Here is a 16,177-nt window from a genome sequence, read left to right as displayed (position 1 = left end):
CCCGCTGCGCGGGCTACTCAATCAGCTGCGGCTGGCGACGGGCTGCCGCAGGATCGTGCGCAGCCTCTCGGGCGCGGTACGCCGCAGGTCGCTCAGGTAGATCTCGTGGTGCCGCCCCGTCAGCGCCAGCCCGTTCGCCGGCACGAACTCGTGGTGCATCCGCTCGAGCACCGGGCCCTCGGCGTCGAACGGACCCAGGTGCAGGGTCTGCACACAGCGCCCCTCGTCGAGCGTCTCGAGTCGGATGTCGCCCGAGCGGGGCGGCGCACCCTTCGCCGCGACGCGGTCGCGGGCGGCGGCCACCGCATCCGCGTCGATCCAGTCGGGCTGACGGATCAGCAGCGTCCAGCTCCAGGCCGCCTTGTCGCGGCGTGCCGTGAAGGCATCCATGTCGTCCGCCCACCACAGGCCCTCGAGCGGCATCACCACGAAGTCGCGCCCCGCCGCCTTGCTCGCGAACTTGAGCGTGTAGGCGAGGGGGAACAGCGCCTCCACCGCCTCGGCGAACGGCCGCGTGTTGGGGTCGCCCGCGCCGTCGATCGCGAGGTAGCGCGCCGACGGCACGTCGAGGATGCGGAACTGCCCCGCCCGGGCGCGGGTACGCATCCGTCGTCTTCAGGTCGAGCTTGTCGCTCACGACGCGCCCCGCAGTGCGACGATCGCGCGGGCGACCCGACGGATGAGGTCGTCGGGAAGCGGGTCGCGGTGCGGCAGCACGAGCGAGTCCTTCGCGGCACGCAGCGGCGCCACCTCCGCCTCGAGCGGCTCCGGCAGCGGGGGCACGGGGTAGATGCCGATGTGCTTCTTCCAGCCGGCGAAGTGCAGGGCGTAGCGTCCGCCGAGCATGACCGCGGCGATGCCGTACCGCATCCGTTCCTCACCATCCGGAACTTCTGCACGGATGGCCGCCCGCACCTGCTGCAACCGCTCGGCGACCTCGGGCGGGAAGCCCGCGATGTACGCGTCGACGGTGGCGGGCTTGTCGGTCATGGGTTCATGATGGCGCGCCGCCCCGACACGTGCACCCGCTGGTTGAGTAGCGCCGCAGGGCGCGTGTCGAAACCAGCCCGCTCGGCGCTGATTTCGACACGCCCGCTGCGCGGGCTACTCAATCAGCTGGGGTGGTCCGCTCCGCGGCGGCGCGTGAGGGCGCGGGCGCCGACGAGGGCGAGGCCCGAGGCCAGCAGCAGCGCCGCGAGGGCGAGGCTGCCATCCGCATCCGCACCCGTCGCACCGAGGGCGGCGGGAGCCGTGACGCCGAGCGCGAACCAGCCGATCACGTTGCCGTCGGCGTCGAGCACCGCAAGGCGGTGCTGCCCGGCGGCGAGCGAGGCCGGGATCGTGAACGTCACGGTGCCGCCGCTCGACACCACGGCGCTGCCGAGCGAGGTCGGGGTGGAGAAGATCCAGCCGTAGACGGTCTGCCCGCCGTACTCCCCGCCGACGGTCACGGTGATGCGCTGACCCGAGGTGGCCGAGCCGGGGCCCGTGACGCCGTTCTGCGTTCCGGGGGTGAGGTCGCCCTCCCCCGGCGTCGGCGGCGTCGTGCCCGGGTCGGTGCCGGGCTCCGTGCCCGGGTCGGTACCCGGGTCGGTGCCGCCGCCGAGCTCCGTGCAGCGGATGCTGCCCTGCCGCAGCGAGATACCGTCCGTGTTGGCGTCGTCGGCGTAGAACACCGGCTTCAGCCCCGATGCGCACGTGGACTGAGGCGCGATCGCGAAGCCCTCGTTGGCGTAGTTGGCGGCATCCGCGGGGCGCGCGTAGCGGTGGGTGACCTCGTAGGCGCCGGTCGCGCCGATCTGCAGGGTGGCGGTGCGGCCGTCGCAGGCCTCGTCGCAGGCCGCCCACAGCAACTGGGTCTCGGGCTCGTAGTCGACCTCGCGGGCCCCGGGGGTGTCGATCGTGGCGACGCGGGTGGCGGTGGAGCCGGTCAGGTCGAGCGCGTAGGCGTAGACGTCGTCGGTGGCTTCGAGCGCGACGAAGAAGATGCCGGACCCGTGGGTCGGGTAGTCGGCCGGGTCGTAGGCGAGGCCGGTCGACTCGTCGACGAAACCGCGGGCGGTGAGCACGGCATCCGGGATCCAGGTGATGCCCTCGAGCCCGGAGTTCGCGCCGATGGTGCCGACGGTGGCGGTGAGGTCGGCCGACAGGTTCCACTCGTTGGTGGCGGTGAGGGTGCTGCCCGTGCCCGACACGTCGTAGCGCAGGATCGAGGGCCGCGAGACCCCGGATGCGGCGCTCGAGCGCTCGGTGGCGACGTAGACCCCGCCCGCCGAGCCGCCGTCGGCGACCGTCACGCCCTCCGAGTCGGGGGCGATGGAGCCGTCGGGGTAGGCGAGCTGCTTGCCGTCGCCCCAGCCGTCGGCGCCGTTCCAGGCGCCGCCCGCGCCCGGCGCGAGCTTCACGAGGGTGCCGGTGCCGTTGACGACGCCCCACAAGATCGGGTCGCCGAACGCCGGCTGCTCGTAGTCGAGGCCGGAGAGGTCGCCGTCGAACGGCACGTCGGTGGCAACCGCGGTCTCGGTGGTGCCACCCGGCCACACCTCCACATCCGGGTCGGGTTCGGGGGTGCTGTCGCTGCAGTCGTTGGCGAGGCCCTTGGTGGAGGCGCCCGAGTCGGTGAAGTCGCCGGTGCCGTCGGGGCAGCGCGCCCAGGTGACGGATGCGTGAGCGCTCCACGAGGTGCTGTCGACGAGCGTCGACGGGTCGACCGCGCCCGAGTAGAGGTTCACCGAGTCGGCGCCGCCGAGCCCGAAGCCGAGGAACGCCTCCTCGATCACCAGGTAGCCGCCCGACTCGATGGTGGTGCCGGATGCGAACGGCACGGCCGTGTGGCTGCCGTCGCCGTCGAGGATGCGCCACCCGCTGAGGTCGGCGGAGTTCGTCTCGTCGAGGTTCTTCAGCTCCACCCAGTCGCCGGGGGTGCCGCCCGACGACTCGACCTCGTTGATCACCACGTTCGCGGTGGTCGGCTCGGGGTCGACCGGCGTCTCGGGAACGCAGTCGTTGGCGGCGCCCTTGGTGGCGCTCTGCGTGATCGCGAAGTCGCCCGACGCATCCGGGCAGCGCCCCCACGAGGGGCTCGCGTGGGTGCCGGAGGGCCAGGTGGTGCTGTCGAGCAGGGTCGTGCCGTCGGTGTCGTAGAGGCGCACCGAGTCGCCCTTGCCGAGCCCGTAGAGGAAGTTCGTGCCGTTGTCGAGCACCAGGTAGCCGCCCGCCGCGACCCAGGCGCCGGCGGGGATCGTGTAGGGGTTCACCACGTCGTTGTCGCGCACGACCAGGCCGCCCGCGTCCACCGGCACGTCGCCCGTGTTCACGAACTCGATCCAGTCGCCGGGGGTGCCGCCGTCGCTGACCGCCTCGTTGATCTTCAGGGTGGCGGATGCGTCGGGGCACGCGTTGGCGGCGCCGGGGGTGGATGCGGTGGTCTCGACGAACGCGCCGGTGCCGTCGGCGCAGCGGCCCCAGGTGTGGGTGGCGTGGGCCGTCCAGCTGGTGCCGTCGACGAGGGTGGTGCCGTCGGCGAGGAACAGCCGCGCCTGGTCGGCGCTGCCCAGCCCGAACCCGTTCGGCGCCTCGTCGACGGTGAACGTGAAGTACCCGCCCGGCGCGATGGTGGTGTCCGCCGGGATGGCCTTCACGCGGCTGTCGTTGTTGTCTTTGACGATCCACCCGCTCACGTCGACCGGCTCGCTGCCGACATTCTTGAGCTCGACCCAGTCCTTCGCGACGGTGTCGCTCGACTCCACCTCGTTGATCACGACGGTGGGGAGGGGCGCTGCCTGTGCGGCTTGCGCGGCGATGCCGACGCTGGATGCGGCGAGCGTGGCGATCGCGCATGCCGCAAGCAGCGCGCGCAGGCGGGCGTGGGTGGGCGTGATGGTGCGGCGGTACATCGGGGTCCCTTCGCGATCGGCGCGATGCGCCGTGCGCGAGTGTGGCGTGACCTCGTGAACTCCGAGTGAATGAGACTCGAACGGCGACCGCTTCTTTCAGCAGTCCCCACTTCCCTCTGTTCGACGTGAGTCAGCGCATGCCTGCGCGGGCTTGCCGAGCGGCGCCGAGTGCACGCCGCGCCGCCTATAGGTGTTGAGCTCCCCTGTCAGGGGGCTGGCTAATCCACACAATCTGCGTCGCGCCAACTACGAGCGCTTCGGCCTCGAACCTGGCTTCTTGCGTTGCTTCTTAGCAAGCCCGGGTGCTGGAGGTCGATAGTTCTTCGCGTCCGCCGACTCCGTTTCCTTCTGTGCTTGCGAATCCGCTGCCCAAGCGACGAACACAAGCTCCAGCATGAAGGCACTCAGCGCTCCCATCAGGGTCACGCCCGCGCCCGTCACAAACCAAACGGACCAACTCTGCAGTTCAACATGCGTCGTGACGGATACGACCAGCGGCCAGATGCTTACGAATGCGGGAAGGGCGAGAGTCGCAATCATCCCGGCGGATGGACGACTGAACAATCCGACCCGAAACCCGTTTGGTGACGGCTTCGGTCGCTCATCACGACGCCAGAGTCGCACTCTGCTCCGAGGGAGCCGAGCCAATGCGCGAGTTTCGAGAGCTGCCGCGAGTACTCCGATTGGATACAGCGTGGCAAGTAGTGCGGCCCCATCGAGGGGAAGGACCATTCGCCCTACGTAGTCGAAATAGCTTCTAATCAGTTCCGGCATGGACGAAGGTTAGCCATGCAGGTGCCAGCGCAGAGCCGGAATAGAGGGGCGGTGCAACTCGGGTCACCGTGCTTTCGATGTGAGACGAGCCATGTGACGCCCGAGAGCGTCGTCAAGCACGGACACCAATACATTCAGGAACTTGTGCCACTGGACAAGGTCCGCTCGGGACGTGTTCAGGATGGACGCGGTGTGAGCCACGGCATGCCTACGCCCGACCACAGCCTCCAGCGTGTCGACCACAAATGTACTGGCCGTGGGTTGTCCCCATTCACGATCAAATGCGGCCTTGATGTTCGTGAACACCGCGGGGTACGCGACCGTCTTGAAGATTGCCTTGACTTGCGCGGGATTGGGGTTACCGCCGGTCTCAGCAATCTCGGTGCTCAGAATCTCACCCCGGTGAACTCGCTCAACCGCCGCAAGAACTCCAGGCAATCGTTGGCTGTGCTCCTTGACGGGATCCCAAGACTTCGCTTTCATGGCCGCGTCAAGTCCGGTGTATACGGCTTGCACCTGCAATTCGATCGGCAACTTCGCGAAGACGATCGGTGGGGACGCGACGTTCAAGGACTGAAGCGACTCCGCAATGGCTTGTTTCAGATAGTGCTCAAAGGCGCCGACCATTAGTACGACCGCGCCACCACGCAACCCCTCCACCGTCGACCGATCGACCAGCGGCGGGGGGTCCGGATAGCGCCCCTCTAGAGCGATGAGCGCAGCGACCATTGCGTTCGATTGCCGAAAGTCGCTCGCAGCCGCCGTCGCCACTACGGACCTAGGACGGAATCGAAGAGACGGTTCATCATCTCGATCCTGGCGCGGAAGCGTGCAGGCGTATTGGTTGCCGCATCGATCGACTGCCGGAACTCCGGAACGGTGAACAACTGCTTGTACGCATCGATGAACTCCGCGTCTCGGCCACTAACACTAGGAAGGTCGCGTCCCATCGCTGCGAACATCTGCGCGTCGAATAGTGCCGCAAGAATCGGGCTACGAAAGGTCCCGTTGTCGGGATTGAAACGGCGGAACGCCTTGTCGTCAAAGGCAGCTTCAACGATCTCCAACGTTCTCAAGAAATCCTCCCGCAGCTCTGCAAGACGACTCTTGGTCGGACGCTGGTTATCAGCCATGAAGCGATCGAGTCGCTTCGCCATGCCGCCTGAGAACGTCGCCCAGTCGGAGCGGAACGCGAAGAATCGGAGGACAAGTTCGACGTCACGCATTTCCTTGTAGAGCGTTGATGTCGCGGGTCGCGTAATACCCAACAGTCGGCGGAATCGTTCGTCCTCGGACAGGTCCAGCATCAGATCGTTCAACGGACCCGGCCAAGTGCTGTTGCGAATCTCCTGGGGGTTGAGCGTTACACCACCCGTGTTGAGGCGCCTGAAAACCTCGAACTTCACGTTCTTGTCAGACTGCCGAAGGATGATCGTCGCGCGCAGATTTGCTCGAGTACTAATGATCGCCTTCAAGCTCGGTTCGAGGTCGTCGTAGGTCTTGTCGTTCAGCTCCGTATAGACCTTGAGTCCTCGAAGCCGCAGACGTCCTCGCATGAAGCTGTGTACAGCGGTGAGTCGCTGCTTCCCATCGATAACCGAGTACTTCCCGTAGTCGTCCTCGTTCAAGAAGATCGGCGGGATCGGGACGTTCATAAAAAAAGATTCGATCAACCGCGACTGCCGATCGGCCTTCCATCTATCGCGCCGCTGATAGCGCGGGGACAGGTCAATCTGCTCATTCGACACCAGGTCTGCAAGCGTGTTGAGGTTGTAGTCGAGAACACTCGTCAACAACTCTCTTTCGCTCGAACTTAGGTCCGGGTCGTCGTCCTCAGACTCGTCAAGCTCTTCTGGAGAGTCAATGTCCAGTTCGAGTTCCTCAACCGACTCATCGTCGCCATCACCAAATGATTCCGGCAAGGTGCCCTCCTTGGTCGCGGCCAGCCTAGCGAGACACCCGATACGCGGCACCCGCGCGAAGGGGGGCCACGTTGTCGACAACTCGAGCAGCGTGTTCGCGCTCAAGCGCTGGCTCGCAACGGACACCTGGCCCACCCGGCAGTGAGCACCGGGCCGACTACGACGAGTACCCATCCGAAGATCGCCCGGGCGAGAATCAGGCGAACGTAGCGTCGCTCAGCGACACATACGCGCTCCAGCGCGAACGACACGGGCGTCGCACGAGCGCCATCCGCCCCACTTCGCCGTCGCCCGCTCCAGCACCAGTTCGCGCACACGCGCCGCATCCGCCTGGCCGCGCATCGCCTTCATGACGGCGCCGGCGGCCCGCACCTTGCCGTCGCGGATCTTCTCGAGCACGTCGGGCTGCGCGGAGAGAGCCTCTTCGATCGCGGCGATCAGGGCGCTGTCGCCGGAGACCACCTTGAGTCCGCGCTTCTCGGCGACCTCGGCGGGTGAGCGCTCGCCCGCCATCACACGCCCTCGAGCGCCTGATGCGTCATCCGTTCGGTGAGAGCGCGCAGTCAAGCCGACCGGTGGGAGTATCGACGCATGACCGAGCAGCTCGACCGCGCGCGAGACGCGTGGTTGGGTACGCGTGACGGCGCGTCTGGTTCGGAGTACGGCGAGCTGCTCGAAGCCGCAGGCGACACCGCGAGTGCTCGTGCGGTGTATGACGAACTGATCCGATCCGGATACCTGATCGGCTACTACGCGCTGGCGTGGCTGGAGCACGACTCGGGCAACGCCGAGCGGGCGAGGGATCTTCTGCGCAGGTACCTTGACGCGGACGGCGAACCCGACGAGCAGACCGAGCTGGTCGCGGGAGTGCTCGGCCACTGGCTCTGGCACGACACGAACGATCCGGATGCCGAGGGTCTGCTCATCCGCGGAGCCGACGCATACCCGAGCGCCCGTGCCGACCTGGCGCATCTGTATCGCGCCACGGGACGCTCCGCGGAGGCGGAGGGCCTCCTGAAGATCGGCGTCGACCACAGCGAGACCGAGAGCTTCATCGTGCTCGGCAATCTTCTCGACGAGACCGGGCGAACTGACGAGGCGAAGGCTCTCTACGTTCGCGGCTTCGAACTCGGCGATGCCCACTGCGCCTACAACCTCGCCCTCGTTCTGCTGCGCGAGGGTCGGAACGACGAGGCGGATGAGTGGGCGCACCGCGCGGCCGAGGCGGGCGATTCCCGCACACGCGCCTTCCTCTCCCAGGCCCGATAGCGATGGATCACGAGAGCTGGATCGACGTGCTCGACTCGACGACGATCTCGGCTGTGCGGTACGACGCGCGGCGGCAGCTTCTCGACATCCGCTTCACGAACGAACGCATCTACCGCTACGACGGCGTGACCGAGTTCGTGTACCGCGCCCTCATGAGGTCCGACAGCAAGGGTCGCTACTTCAACGAGATGATCCGCGACGGGTTCGACTACGACGAGCTCGACTGAGAGCGCGCGGCGGGGAGGCCCCTCGGGAAGCTGCTAGCGTGCTTCTGCCCCTCGCACTCGACGAAGAATGCACAGGTCCATGGAACCCGCCACCCGATACGCAGCGTTCGCCCTGCGCTCCGCCATCGTGATCGTCATCGTGTCGGGTCTGCTGCTCGGCGAACGGAGGTTCGCGTTCTTCACGAGCCAGAGCAACCTCATCGCGCTCGGGTACTTCGTCACGGCGCTCGTTCTCATGGCGCAGCGGCGGGGAACGGTCACGCCTGTGCCCGCGCTACGCGGGGCGGTGACGTTCTGGCTCACGACGACGGCCCTGATCGCGCACTTCCTCAACAGCCACGGCATGAACCCGATCCCAGGGCTCTTCGATCCCGACCCGGCCGTCGCGATCAACAACACGGGGCTCTTCTTGCTGCATTACGTGTCGCCGATCCTCGTGCTGATCGACTGGCTCGTCATCGGCCCGCACGGAGTCGTCCGCTGGCGCACCGCTCTCGTGTGGCTGCTGTACCCGATCGGATACGGAGTCGTCATGATCGTGCGGGGAACGCTGCTGCCGGCCGTGAACGACCGGTACCCGTATCCATTCCTCGATCCGACCGTCGCCGGCATCGGCGGCATGAGCCTCGCGCTCGGGCGAGTCATCCTGATCCTCGCGGCGATCGCGTTCGCGGTGATCGCGGTGGATCGGCTCGTTTCACTGCTCGCCCGTACGAGAGAACGCGCTACTGTCGCCAGCTGACAATTCTGTACATAATGTTCACTTTGCCCAGAACGTACTACGATGTGCGCATGAACTCCCTCAGCCGATCCGTGACCACCGTCGCGCTCCGCGACGAACTCGCGGACGTCGTCGGGCGAGTCTCGTATGGCCACGAGCGCGTGGGGGTCACTCGTCACGGCAAGCTCGCCGCGGTGGTGATCAGCGTCGATGACCTCGAACTGCTGGAAGCCCTGGAGGACGCCCGCGATGCAGCCGACTTCACGGCCGCGAAGGCCGACGACGACGGCACTCGGGTGAGCCTCGCCGAGCTGCGCGACGAACTCACCCGGTGAGTCGCTACTCAGTCGAGTTCACGACTGCAGCAGCCCGAGAAGTCCGCAAGCTCGACCCCCAGATCCGGCGGCGACTTCTCGACGCTATCGAGAACCTTGGTGACGACCCACGCCCACACGGCGCCCGAAAGCTCGTCGGCTACGACGACGCGTGGCGCATTCGCGTCGGCGACTATCGCGTGCTCTACGAGGTGCGCGACGAGGCCGTGCTCGTGACAGTCTTCACAGTCGGGCACCGGCGCGCGGTGTACGAGGTCCGGTAGCGAGATCCGCGACGGGTTCGACTACGACGAGCTCGACTGAGAGCGCGCTCGCCCCAGACGGAACCCCACCCATCCGGCGATGGTGACGAAGCCGACGATGAGCAGCACGACTCCCGCGACAATGCCAGGGGTCGGCCACAGCGGCACGAAGGTGTTCGAGCTGAGGGGCGCGTAGGCGGTCCAGCCGAAGGACACGGGCTGGGTGACCAGAAGAACGGCACCCAACACGGAGAGCACTCCGCCGACGAGCAGCAGCCCGAACTTCCGGAGGAACCGCATCCGACTACTCCGCCGTCGCCCGCTCCAGCACCAGCTCCCGAACGCGCGCCGCATCCGCCGACCCGCGCATCGCCTTCATGACGGCACCGATGACGGCGCCGGCGGCCTGCACCTTGCCGTCGCGGATCTTCTCGAGCACGTCGGGCTGGGCGGCGAGGGCCTCGTCGATCGCGGCGATCAGGGCACCGTCATCCGAGACCACCTTCAGGCCGCGGGCCTCGACCACCTCGGCCGGGCGGCCCTCCCCCTCGATCACGCCCTCCAGCACCTGGCGGGCGAGGCGGTCGGTGAGGTCACCTGACTCGACGAGAGCGATCAGCTCCGACACGTGCAGCGGCGACACCAGCTCGGCGGGCTCCGCGGAGCGGGTGTTGGCGATGCGGGCGATCTCGCCCGTCCACCACTTGCGGGCCTGGGCGGGGGCGGCGCCGGCGGCCACCGTCTCCTCCACCTCGACCAGCAGCCCGGCGTTCTTCACGTCGCGGAACTCCAGGTCGGTGAAGCCCCACGCCTCCTGCAGGCGGCGACGGCGCACGGCCGGCGCCTCGGGCAGGGCGGCGCGCAGCTGCTCGATGAGCTCCGGGCTCGGCTCCACCGGCAGCAGGTCGGGCTCGGGGAAGTAGCGGTAGTCGTCGGCATCCGACTTGGGGCGACCGGCGGAGGTGACGCCGCGGTCCTCATGCCAGTGGCGGGTCTCCTGCGTGATCGTGCCGCCCGCGGCCAGGATGGCGGCCTGCCGCTGGATCTCGTAGCGCACCGCGCGCTCCACCGAGCGGAACGAGTTCACGTTCTTCGTCTCGGTGCGGGTGCCGAGCTTCTCCTGCCCGCGGGGGCGCAGCGACACGTTCGCGTCGCAGCGCAGGTTGCCCCGCTCCATCCGGGCCTCCGAGATGCCGAGGGCGCGCACGATGTCGCGGATGGTGGAGACGTACGCCTTGCCCACCTCGGGGGCGCGGTGCTCGGCGCCGAAGATCGGCTTCGTCACGATCTCGACCAGCGGCACGCCCGCGCGGTTGTAGTCGACGAGCGAATACTCGGCGCCGTGGATGCGTCCGGTCGCGCCGCCCATGTGGGTGAGCTTGCCGGCGTCCTCCTCCATGTGGGCGCGCTCGATCGGGATGGTGAAGGCGGTGCCGTCCTCCAGCTCGATCTCGACCGACCCCTCGAAGGCGATCGGCTCGTCGTACTGGCTGATCTGGTAGTTCTTCGCCAGGTCGGGGTAGAAGTAGTTCTTGCGGGCGAAACGGCTGCTGGGTGCGATGCTGCATCCGAGCGCCAGGCCCAGCGAGATCGAGTACTCGACCGCCTTCTCGTTCACCACCGGCAGGCTGCCGGGCAGGCCCAGGCACAGCGGGGTGATCTGCGTGTTCGGGCCGGCGCCGAAACCGCCGGGCGCCGCCGGGTTGGGGGCGTCGCTGAACATCTTGGTGGCGGTCGAGAGCTCGACGTGCACCTCGAAACCGAGCACCGGCTCGAACAGCTCGAGCGCCTTGTCGAAGTCCATGAGGTCGGGCTTGGCCATGGGTTCGATTCTAGGTGCGGTGCGGGGGGCGCGATTGCTGCTGGCGGAGACCGGCGTTCGCCCGCTAGCCTTCACGCGACCAAGGGCGAGTACCCCATAGGGATCGCCTCCCGGATCCCGCGTGTAACACCGGGGGCCAGGTACCGATAGCCGTGATACACGGACGCGTACCCCGAACGAGGAATTTACTCGTGACGGCGTGCGCCAAAGTCCCCTATCCGACGATCGAAGTCGCGATCCGCGCCGGGGTCGAGTTCCGGCGGCGCTGCGTCAGCCGCGAGAAGCAACCCCGAGCGGTGCACTATTGCGTTCACTGCAAGGCGTGGCATGTGACCTCGCAGAGAGCGCGACCGAACCGCTGGTTCATCCGACCGCTCCCCGAGGAGTGACGATGGTCGGCGTCCTTCCCCCATGGCGAGCGGCGACCGCGAATTCTCCCCTGGTCTCGCCCGGCCCCCGCCCGGCTTCGCAGAACCCCGGAATCATGGCTCCATGACCGACGCACAGCATCCGGAGCCGCAGAACGACTCCGGATGCGCGGCAGCCGATCAGCCGAACTCAGCGGGGAACGTCGCCCCGCCATGCACCCGACTCGTGGCCGGCGCTCTCGATGTACTCCTTGAAGTTCTTGAGGTCCTTCTTCACCGCGTGCGACCCCGCGCCGACCAGCGAACCGAGCAGCTCGAGGGCGCCATCCGGCTGCCAGTCGAGCTGCGCGGTCACGCGGCTCGAGGTGTCGCTCAGCTTGTGGAACGTCACAACGCCCGCGTGCTGGGTGTCGCCGCCGGTACTCGTCCAGGCGACCCGCTCATCCGGATGCTGCTCCGTGATCTCGGTGTCGAACTCGCGGGTCGCGCCGCCCACGTTCACCACCCAGTGCTGGTGGGTGTCGTCGGTCTGCGTGATGCGCTCCACCTCGTCGAGGAAGTGCGGGAAGCTCTCGAACTGGGTCCACTGGTTGTAGGCCGTCGTGACGGGCACGTCCACGTCGATGCTCTCGGTGATCTGCGTCATGATGACTCCTTTTCGTCACCACCAGCCCACCTCGCGCGCACCGATCGCCCCAGGGCCTTGACGCCCGCCGCCTCAACGGTTACGCGTCGACCACCACGCCCACCACACCAGCACCGGTTGCAGAAACAGGCGCGCGAAGCGCTTGTCGTCGCTGTCGAGTCCGGGTGCGTCGCGGCGGCTCACCCAGTGCGCGATGTTGCCGGGCAGCACCGCCACGAAGAAGGCTGCGGTGGCGACGCCCACCCAGGGTCGCGCTCTGCGGGGAGCGACCGCGAGCGCGGTGCCGAGGGCGAGCTCCGCCACCCCGGATGCGACCAGCACCGTGTCCTTGTCGAACGGCACATACGGCGGCACCGCGGCGCGGAATCCGCGGCGGCCCCAGGTGAGGTGGCCGGATCCGGTGAACAGCAGCAGGGCGGCCAGCGCGAAGCGGGCCACGGTGCGGGCGGTCATCCGCGGACGGGGGTGCGCGTCGACCACCACGCCCAGGCCACCAGCGCGGGCTGGAAGAACAGCCGCGCGAAGCGCTTGTCATCCGTGTCGAGGCCGAAGCCGTCGCGGCGGCGCACCCACTGGCTGATGTTGCCGGGGAAGATCGCGACGAAGAACGCCGACGCCGCCGCACCCACCCACGGACGGATGCCGCGCGGGCTCGCGGCGAGCGCCGTACCGAGGGTGATCTCGGCCACCCCGGATGCGACGACCGTCGTGTCGGGGTCGAGCGGCACCCAGTCGGGCACCTGCGCCTGGAACTCCTGCCGGGCCACCGTGAGGTGGGTGATGCCGGCGAACACGAGGGCGCCGCCGAGCGCGATGCGGGCGAGGGTGCGTGCGGTGCTCATGCTCCAGGGTCGCACGGATGCGGGGGGCGGCGCCCGCGGTGCCTCCGGCCCTCCTCCCCCCGCCGACACCCCCACGACTTCTCCACGAATACCGTCCATACTCTCGAACATTCATTCGAGTCGTGGGAGAATGGAGCATGACCTCGATCCCCGACTACCTCGCCACCATCGGTGGGCCCGACACCGCATTCGCGGTGCCGCAGGTGACGGGGTTCGCGGATGCCGAACTGCTCGACGGGCAGCGTGCGGTCGCCGAGCTGCGGCGTCGAATCGATGCCGTCGCGGCCGCCTTCGCCGGCGAGATCGCCCATCGCTCGAGGCGAGAGCTCGGGCATGCCGGGCTCGCCCAGGCGAACGGTCTGCGGTCGGCAGAAGATCTCATCGCGAAGGTGACCGCAGGATCGCGGCGCGACGCGCACACGCTCGTCAAGGCGGCCGAGCTGATGCCCGCTCCCCCGCGGCCCGACCTCCCGCCCGCGCCGGCGCTTCCCCGCTGGCAGACGCTCGTCGGCGATGCGGTCGGGTCCGCGGCCATCTCCGTGGAAGCGGCGGGCATCATCCGCAGCCGGCTCGCGGCCGCCGCAGACGGTGCCGACGACGACGCGTTGGCGGCGGTGGCCGAGGCGCTCGTGGCCGAGGCTCCGGGGCTCACCATCGAGAACCTCGCGATCCGCGCAGCACGGCTGCGCGACGAGCTCGACCTCGCCGGCATCGCCGAGCGCGAGCGGGCTCTGCACGACAAGCGCTTCCTGCGGGTGTCGCGCCAGCTCGACGGCATGACGCGCATCAGCGGGCTGCTGGATCCGGAATCGGCCGCGGTCGTGGTGCCGATCCTCGACGCGGCCACCTCGCCCGGCCGCGGTGGCCCGCGATTCGTCGACCCCGAGGCCGCCGCGCGCGCCGACGAACTCGCCCGCGACGAGCGCACCGTCGACCAGCTCACCCTCGACACCCTCGTCGAGCTGGTGCGCATCGGGGGTCGCGTCGACGACGGCACGATCCTCGGCGACCGTGCGCCCGCCGTGCGCATCCTCGTCACGCGGGCCGACCTCGACTCCCCCGCCGGGCCCGACGGCGAGCGCACGGGCGCGGCCTTCTTCGAGGGCCAGGCCGAGGCGGTGTCGATCGCCACCGCCGAGCGCTACATCTGCAGCAGCGGCGCCGTGCCGATCATGTTCGACGGCGACGGCCGGGTGCTCAACCTCGGTCGCGAGCAGCGGCTGTTCAGTCGCAAGCAGCGCATCGCGATGGCTGCACGCGACGGCGGATGCCGCATCTGCGGGGCGCCACCCTCCTGGACGGAGGCGCACCACATCGACCACTGGGACGAACACGGTGGCCGCACCGACATCGACGACGGCGTGCTCTTGTGCAAGTTCTGCCATCTCAACGTGCACAACAACCGCTGGCGCATCAGGCGCGACGGCGGCGACTACCTGCTCGAGAAGCCCGACGGCGACGGCATCCTGCGCCGCACACCCCTGCCCTCCCACAGCCCGGCACTCGCCCGGCTGCTCGCCGGGTGACGGCGGACTCGAGACGTGTCGCCCTGCGGACGGCGCTCCTCGACCAGCCGAGTCTCACCGCCGGTCGAGTTGAGCGAACCCCTCAGGGGCGTCGAGACACTCAGCACCCTGGAAGACCTCGCACCACCAGGCGTAGCGTCGGGCACATGACCACCTGGGCAGAGGTCGACGACTACTTCTCGCAACTGATCCCCGAAGACGACGCACTCGTCGCCGCACACGCCAGCTCGAGCGAGACCACGCTCCCCGGAGCGGATGTCACGCCGCACCAGGGCGCGCTGCTCGCCATGCTGGCGCGCACGCTCGGGGCGCGGCGCGTGCTCGAGTTCGGCACGCTCGCCGGCTACTCCACCATCTGGCTGGCGCGCGCCGTCGGACCGGACGGGCACGTCGACACGCTCGAGATCGACCCCGGCAACGCCGCCGTCGCCCGGCGCAACTTCGACGCCGCCGGCGTCACCGCGCAGGTGCAGCTGCACCTCGGCCCGGCAGCCGCCACCGCCGAATGGCTCATCGACACCGGCACCGAGCCGTACGACCTGGTGTTCATCGACGCCGACAAACCCAACAACCCGCACTACCTCGCCGCCGCCCGGCAGCTCACCCGACCCGGCGCGCTCATCATCGTCGACAACGTGGTGCGCGCAGGCGCCGTCGCCGACCCCGACGACGACACCCCCGCCGTGCTCGGGGTGCGGCGCCTCGTCGACGACATCGTCGCCGCCGGGCTCGACGCCACCGCCATCCAGACCGTCGGCGCCAAAGGCTGGGACGGATTCGCCATCATCCGGGTCTGACCCTGGTGCGACGTCGGTCGGCATGTGTACAGTGTCCACATTCGACAGGGAGGTTCCATGACGACGCCCATGCCCACCGTCTCCGACTACGACACCTGGCGCGCCGAGCTGGATGCGCTGCGCATCCGCGAGAAGGCCGCCACCCACGAGCTCGACGCGATCGCCGCCCAGCGACGGCGGCTGCCGATGGTCGAGCTGCCGGAGTACACCCTCGTCGGCGAGCACGGCCCGGCGACACTCGCCGAGATCTTCCAGGGCAAGCGCCAGCTCATCACCTACCACCACATGTGGCAGCAGGGCGCCGAATGGCAGTGCCCCGGCTGCACCGGCTACACCGCCCAGTTCACGCGGCTCGACTTCCTCGAGCCCTACGACGCGCGCTTCGTGCTCGTGTCGCAGGCGCCCATCGAGGAGCTGCTCGCCTACCGCGACAAGGTCGGCAACAAGATGGAGTGGTACTCCACCTGGGACAGCCCCTTCGGCGCCGACGTCGACGCGCCCCGCAACGGCGGATTCGCGGTCAACGTGTTCCTGCGCGACGGCGACACCGTCTACCGCACCTGGCACACCAACGGGCGCGGCACCGAGCAGCTCAGCCAGACGTTCCCGTTCATCGACCTGCTGCCCTACGGACGCCAGGAGGCGTGGCAGGACTCCCCCGACGGCTGGCCGCAGGGCGACCCGGGCGAGGGGTGGTTCAATGCGTGGGACATCGCGCGGCTCTACGGCGCGGATGCGGATGTGGTGGCCGGGGAGGCCCACCACCGCCACTGAGGGCTCTGTGGGGGCT

General features: G+C 68.6%; 18 protein-coding genes and 1 pseudogene. 8 read left to right on the top strand and 11 right to left on the bottom strand.

Features of this window, described 5'->3' with window-relative positions; translation table 11 throughout:
- Positions 1 to 21: 21 nt before the first annotated feature.
- The 6 genes and pseudogenes from NUH29_RS13310 to NUH29_RS13285 form a co-directional block, all read right to left on the bottom strand.
- Positions 22 to 606 carry a GyrI-like domain-containing protein gene (locus NUH29_RS13310; protein ID WP_308445776.1) on the bottom strand — a complete coding sequence of 195 codons (585 nt, stop codon included), beginning with the start codon at positions 604 to 606 and terminating at the stop codon, positions 22 to 24.
- Between the two features lie 27 nt (positions 607 to 633).
- Complete coding sequence (locus NUH29_RS13305; RefSeq protein ID WP_258799703.1) at positions 634 to 990, bottom strand: iron chaperone; 357 nt, start codon at positions 988 to 990, stop codon at positions 634 to 636.
- Between the two features lie 122 nt (positions 991 to 1,112).
- The gene (locus NUH29_RS13300) at positions 1,113 to 3,896 is read right to left on the bottom strand and encodes a lamin tail domain-containing protein (protein WP_258799702.1); all 2,784 of its coding nucleotides are present in this window, start codon (positions 3,894 to 3,896) and stop codon (positions 1,113 to 1,115) included.
- An 837-nt stretch (positions 3,897 to 4,733) separates the two neighbouring features.
- The gene (locus tag NUH29_RS13295) at positions 4,734 to 5,399 is read right to left on the bottom strand and encodes a HEPN domain-containing protein (RefSeq protein ID WP_258799701.1); all 666 of its coding nucleotides are present in this window, start codon (positions 5,397 to 5,399) and stop codon (positions 4,734 to 4,736) included.
- 41 nt (positions 5,400 to 5,440) lie between these two features.
- A complete protein-coding gene (locus tag NUH29_RS13290) occupies positions 5,441 to 6,697 on the bottom strand; it encodes a DUF262 domain-containing protein (RefSeq protein WP_258799700.1) in 1,257 nt (418 codons plus the stop codon).
- A 177-nt stretch (positions 6,698 to 6,874) separates the two neighbouring features.
- A pseudogene (locus NUH29_RS13285) lies at positions 6,875 to 7,125 on the bottom strand (Asp-tRNA(Asn)/Glu-tRNA(Gln) amidotransferase subunit GatB); the annotation flags it as partial.
- A gap of 58 nt (positions 7,126 to 7,183) precedes the next feature.
- Here NUH29_RS13285 and NUH29_RS13280 point away from each other — a divergent pair.
- The 5 genes from NUH29_RS13280 to NUH29_RS13260 all read left to right on the top strand — a co-directional run bounded on the left by NUH29_RS13280 (position 7,184) and on the right by NUH29_RS13260 (position 9,407).
- On the top strand, positions 7,184 to 7,861 hold the full coding sequence (locus NUH29_RS13280; protein WP_258799699.1) for a tetratricopeptide repeat protein: 678 nt from the start codon (positions 7,184 to 7,186) through the stop codon (positions 7,859 to 7,861).
- Between the two features lie 2 nt (positions 7,862 to 7,863).
- Entirely contained in the window at positions 7,864 to 8,088 is a 225-nt protein-coding gene (locus NUH29_RS13275) for a KTSC domain-containing protein (protein ID WP_258799698.1), read from the top strand.
- Positions 8,089 to 8,167: 79 nt separating this feature from the next.
- On the top strand, positions 8,168 to 8,830 hold the full coding sequence (locus NUH29_RS13270; RefSeq protein WP_258799697.1) for a Pr6Pr family membrane protein: 663 nt from the start codon (positions 8,168 to 8,170) through the stop codon (positions 8,828 to 8,830).
- 50 nt (positions 8,831 to 8,880) lie between these two features.
- Positions 8,881 to 9,144, top strand: coding sequence for a type II toxin-antitoxin system Phd/YefM family antitoxin (locus tag NUH29_RS13265; protein WP_258799696.1), 264 nt, complete (start codon positions 8,881 to 8,883; stop codon positions 9,142 to 9,144).
- Positions 9,141 to 9,407, top strand: a complete 267-nt coding sequence (locus tag NUH29_RS13260) for a type II toxin-antitoxin system RelE family toxin (protein ID WP_258799695.1) — start codon at positions 9,141 to 9,143, stop codon at positions 9,405 to 9,407. Before NUH29_RS13265 ends, NUH29_RS13260 begins: the two co-directional genes overlap by 4 nt.
- A 21-nt stretch (positions 9,408 to 9,428) precedes the next feature.
- On the opposite strand, the gene NUH29_RS13255 is transcribed toward NUH29_RS13260, so the two are convergent.
- The 5 genes from NUH29_RS13255 to NUH29_RS13235 all read right to left on the bottom strand — a co-directional run bounded on the left by NUH29_RS13255 (position 9,429) and on the right by NUH29_RS13235 (position 13,064).
- Entirely contained in the window at positions 9,429 to 9,686 is a 258-nt protein-coding gene (locus NUH29_RS13255; RefSeq protein WP_258799694.1) for a hypothetical protein, read from the bottom strand.
- A 4-nt stretch (positions 9,687 to 9,690) separates the two neighbouring features.
- On the bottom strand, positions 9,691 to 11,208 hold the full coding sequence (gene gatB, locus NUH29_RS13250) for an Asp-tRNA(Asn)/Glu-tRNA(Gln) amidotransferase subunit GatB (RefSeq protein ID WP_258799693.1): 1,518 nt from the start codon (positions 11,206 to 11,208) through the stop codon (positions 9,691 to 9,693).
- A 558-nt stretch (positions 11,209 to 11,766) separates the two neighbouring features.
- Positions 11,767 to 12,222 (bottom strand): SRPBCC family protein, encoded by a 456-nt coding sequence (locus NUH29_RS13245; RefSeq protein WP_258799692.1) that lies wholly within the window; start codon positions 12,220 to 12,222, stop codon positions 11,767 to 11,769.
- Positions 12,223 to 12,294: 72 nt separating this feature from the next.
- Complete coding sequence (locus tag NUH29_RS13240) at positions 12,295 to 12,675, bottom strand: DoxX family protein (RefSeq protein ID WP_258799691.1); 381 nt, start codon at positions 12,673 to 12,675, stop codon at positions 12,295 to 12,297.
- A complete protein-coding gene (locus NUH29_RS13235) occupies positions 12,672 to 13,064 on the bottom strand; it encodes a DoxX family protein (RefSeq protein ID WP_258799690.1) in 393 nt (130 codons plus the stop codon). Before NUH29_RS13235 ends, NUH29_RS13240 begins: the two co-directional genes overlap by 4 nt.
- A 137-nt stretch (positions 13,065 to 13,201) precedes the next feature.
- On the opposite strand from NUH29_RS13235, the gene NUH29_RS13230 reads away from it, so the two are divergent.
- The 3 genes from NUH29_RS13230 to NUH29_RS13220 all read left to right on the top strand — a co-directional run bounded on the left by NUH29_RS13230 (position 13,202) and on the right by NUH29_RS13220 (position 16,161).
- The gene (locus NUH29_RS13230; protein WP_258799689.1) at positions 13,202 to 14,590 is read left to right on the top strand and encodes an HNH endonuclease signature motif containing protein; all 1,389 of its coding nucleotides are present in this window, start codon (positions 13,202 to 13,204) and stop codon (positions 14,588 to 14,590) included.
- Positions 14,591 to 14,736: 146 nt separating this feature from the next.
- Positions 14,737 to 15,387 (top strand): O-methyltransferase, encoded by a 651-nt coding sequence (locus NUH29_RS13225; protein ID WP_258799688.1) that lies wholly within the window; start codon positions 14,737 to 14,739, stop codon positions 15,385 to 15,387.
- Between the two features lie 57 nt (positions 15,388 to 15,444).
- Positions 15,445 to 16,161 carry a DUF899 domain-containing protein gene (locus NUH29_RS13220; RefSeq protein ID WP_258799686.1) on the top strand — a complete coding sequence of 239 codons (717 nt, stop codon included), beginning with the start codon at positions 15,445 to 15,447 and terminating at the stop codon, positions 16,159 to 16,161.
- The last annotated feature ends 16 nt before the right edge of the window (positions 16,162 to 16,177 follow it).

It is taken from the genome of Protaetiibacter mangrovi (assembly GCF_024752305.1).
GTDB classification, from domain to species: Bacteria; Actinomycetota; Actinomycetes; order Actinomycetales; family Microbacteriaceae; genus Homoserinibacter; species Homoserinibacter mangrovi.
This window is presented reverse-complemented; position numbering and strand designations above follow the sequence as displayed.

What these genes read in the sequence shown, in the direction of transcription:
- NUH29_RS13235 (WP_258799690.1), bottom strand. Translation starts at nt 13,064, where the DNA reads ATGAGCACCGCACGCACCCTCGCCCGCATCGCGCTCGGCGGCGCCCTC.
- NUH29_RS13310 (WP_308445776.1), bottom strand. Translation starts at nt 606, where the DNA reads ATGCGTACCCGCGCCCGGGCGGGGCAGTTCCGCATCCTCGACGTGCCG.
- NUH29_RS13220 (WP_258799686.1), top strand. Translation starts at nt 15,445, where the DNA reads ATGACGACGCCCATGCCCACCGTCTCCGACTACGACACCTGGCGCGCC.
- gatB (WP_258799693.1), bottom strand. Translation starts at nt 11,208, where the DNA reads ATGGCCAAGCCCGACCTCATGGACTTCGACAAGGCGCTCGAGCTGTTC.
- NUH29_RS13225 (WP_258799688.1), top strand. Translation starts at nt 14,737, where the DNA reads ATGACCACCTGGGCAGAGGTCGACGACTACTTCTCGCAACTGATCCCC.
- NUH29_RS13265 (WP_258799696.1), top strand. Translation starts at nt 8,881, where the DNA reads ATGAACTCCCTCAGCCGATCCGTGACCACCGTCGCGCTCCGCGACGAA.
- NUH29_RS13230 (WP_258799689.1), top strand. Translation starts at nt 13,202, where the DNA reads ATGACCTCGATCCCCGACTACCTCGCCACCATCGGTGGGCCCGACACC.
- NUH29_RS13305 (WP_258799703.1), bottom strand. Translation starts at nt 990, where the DNA reads ATGACCGACAAGCCCGCCACCGTCGACGCGTACATCGCGGGCTTCCCG.
- NUH29_RS13270 (WP_258799697.1), top strand. Translation starts at nt 8,168, where the DNA reads ATGGAACCCGCCACCCGATACGCAGCGTTCGCCCTGCGCTCCGCCATC.
- NUH29_RS13275 (WP_258799698.1), top strand. Translation starts at nt 7,864, where the DNA reads ATGGATCACGAGAGCTGGATCGACGTGCTCGACTCGACGACGATCTCG.
- NUH29_RS13245 (WP_258799692.1), bottom strand. Translation starts at nt 12,222, where the DNA reads ATGACGCAGATCACCGAGAGCATCGACGTGGACGTGCCCGTCACGACG.
- NUH29_RS13295 (WP_258799701.1), bottom strand. Translation starts at nt 5,399, where the DNA reads ATGGTCGCTGCGCTCATCGCTCTAGAGGGGCGCTATCCGGACCCCCCG.
- NUH29_RS13300 (WP_258799702.1), bottom strand. Translation starts at nt 3,896, where the DNA reads ATGTACCGCCGCACCATCACGCCCACCCACGCCCGCCTGCGCGCGCTG.
- NUH29_RS13240 (WP_258799691.1), bottom strand. Translation starts at nt 12,675, where the DNA reads ATGACCGCCCGCACCGTGGCCCGCTTCGCGCTGGCCGCCCTGCTGCTG.
- NUH29_RS13255 (WP_258799694.1), bottom strand. Translation starts at nt 9,686, where the DNA reads ATGCGGTTCCTCCGGAAGTTCGGGCTGCTGCTCGTCGGCGGAGTGCTC.
- NUH29_RS13280 (WP_258799699.1), top strand. Translation starts at nt 7,184, where the DNA reads ATGACCGAGCAGCTCGACCGCGCGCGAGACGCGTGGTTGGGTACGCGT.